This window comes from Ditibartonella apis (assembly GCF_001952075.1).
Lineage (GTDB): Bacteria > Pseudomonadota > Alphaproteobacteria > Rhizobiales > Rhizobiaceae > Bartonella > Bartonella apis.
Genome location: NZ_LXYU01000011.1, coordinates 1 through 1,750, shown reverse-complemented (window position 1 = coordinate 1,750; position 1,750 = coordinate 1). Strand labels below are relative to the sequence as shown.

At 39.4% G+C, this 1,750-nt stretch carries 2 protein-coding genes; both read right to left on the bottom strand.

All coding sequences use genetic code 11. The features are described from left to right. Window positions 1-792: 792 nt before the first annotated feature. Window positions 793-993 carry a hypothetical protein gene (locus PEB0122_RS11535; RefSeq protein WP_075917264.1) on the bottom strand — a complete coding sequence of 67 codons (201 nt, stop codon included), beginning with the start codon at window positions 991-993 and terminating at the stop codon, window positions 793-795. 37 nt (window positions 994-1,030) lie between these two features. Further along, a complete protein-coding gene (locus PEB0122_RS11530) occupies window positions 1,031-1,603 on the bottom strand; it encodes a helix-turn-helix domain-containing protein (protein ID WP_075917263.1) in 573 nt (190 codons plus the stop codon). Window positions 1,604-1,750 lie beyond the last annotated feature (147 nt).

Here is a 1,750-nt window from a genome sequence, read left to right as displayed (position 1 = left end):
CACTAGGTAGTGTCATTCATGGTGTAATTTTGAAAGTTTATTTTCAAAAAATGAAAAAGCAATGTTTTTTTTTGAAAATAAAAACCGTTAAATTTTGATACTGGGTAGTATCATAGCTCATGATACTACCCCCCCCCGTAAGTCATTGATTTTATTGGGTTCTGTTTTTTGCCTCTCTAATGATCTAAAAAGAGCGTTGCGAAGTGCAATGAAGGGAGGGAACGCGCTACTCAAAAAGCGCTGTAGTGACCGAGCAAAATGGAACGAGCAAAAGCGATAAAAAAACGAATAGAATTTTGCATAGCCAGGTTTATCCATCAGGCGAAGAATGAGCCTGTGGTTAAACTCGCGTAAGCGACCTGAAAGGCTGTGCTGTGCAAAAACTATCTGCCATCTGGATTTTCTTTTTTTGGTTCTTTTTTTCTTTGGATGATGAAAACCAGCAAAAGCAGATCGAACACCCTGATTTGGAATTCCCTGCTTAGCTCTAAAAAGGCTCTGGAATACGGTTTGGCCGTTCAGGTTAATCTTCTACCTGTTTTTCAGTTTTTTGCGTTTATGGCCATTTATGGCGGTTTTTTTGTAAATCTCGTTAAATCTCATCAAATTTCGTTAAATTTTTCGATTTTAGAGTGTTTTTTAGGCTCGTTTAATGATTTTGAACGAGATTTAATATGTTTTAACGAGCTTTGTTTTTCATTAACCGGCAAGATAGGTATAGCGGGCCCGCTATACTACGTTTATTCGCGTAAACGCTCAACATAACCTTGCAGGGGCGGTTTGCTGCCGCAATTAATTCCATGCCTGGACTTTTGTTATTTTTCTATTTTCGTCCATTGTGACAACCCATTTCTTGCCGTCTGGATCTTCTTGAATAATTTTGCCGGATTCAGCGTAATAGATAGGCAAACCAAGGGAAAAGTTTTCTTTTCTTATCTCGTCACCGGTTTGATCGCTGTCTAGATGCTCCAATATTTCTTCTAAATCTTCCATTTGCTTCCTCCGCTATATCAGGCCGGCAATTTTGGCTTCATTTTATAAAATCTTCGAGATCAGTTTGCTCTCCAGATGCCGGCAATTCTGGTTCTAGATCAGGAAGACTTGGCTGACTGGGCGGCGGTAGGCCGTCTCCGAAGGGAACCTGAAGCTCTCCGACCTTTGGTAATTGGCGTAATGGCTTTTGATTGTCTAATAGACTTTCATCTGGTTGTTCGTCGCTGGATGTAATTACAGTGGCAGAAAACAGGCTGTAACGTAAGTTTTCCCGCGATTGCGTCCATGCTACACGATCATTGATAACGTAAGCGTTGACTGTTCCAGAACCGCCTATTTGGACAGATTCAATCCAATTACCACTTTTCAAAACTTGAATAGCTCTGATTGCTGTAGGTCTAGAACATTTCATAATCTTGGCTAAAACGGGCAGGCTAACAACTAAGGCATTATTGTCTCCCATTCGAGCCGTTAAAATATGCATGAGTTGGGCTGCTTTGGGAGATTTTCCAATTAATTCCGCCCAAGCTTCATGAACTTCTCGTTCAGTCTGAACCCAAGTGGCTCTTCTTACTTTTTTCGTTGTTACGGCTAATTTCAAATCGCCCATTTTTTTACCTTAAATTTTGACACTAGGTAGTGTCATTCATGGTGTAATTTTGAAAGTTTATTTTCAAAAAATGAAAAAGCAATGTTTTTTTTTGAAAATAAAAACCGTTAAATTTTGATACTGGGTAGTATCATAGCTCATGATACT

What these genes read in the sequence shown, in the direction of transcription:
- PEB0122_RS11530 (WP_075917263.1), bottom strand. Translation starts at nt 1,603, where the DNA reads ATGGGCGATTTGAAATTAGCCGTAACAACGAAAAAAGTAAGAAGAGCC.
- PEB0122_RS11535 (WP_075917264.1), bottom strand. Translation starts at nt 993, where the DNA reads ATGGAAGATTTAGAAGAAATATTGGAGCATCTAGACAGCGATCAAACC.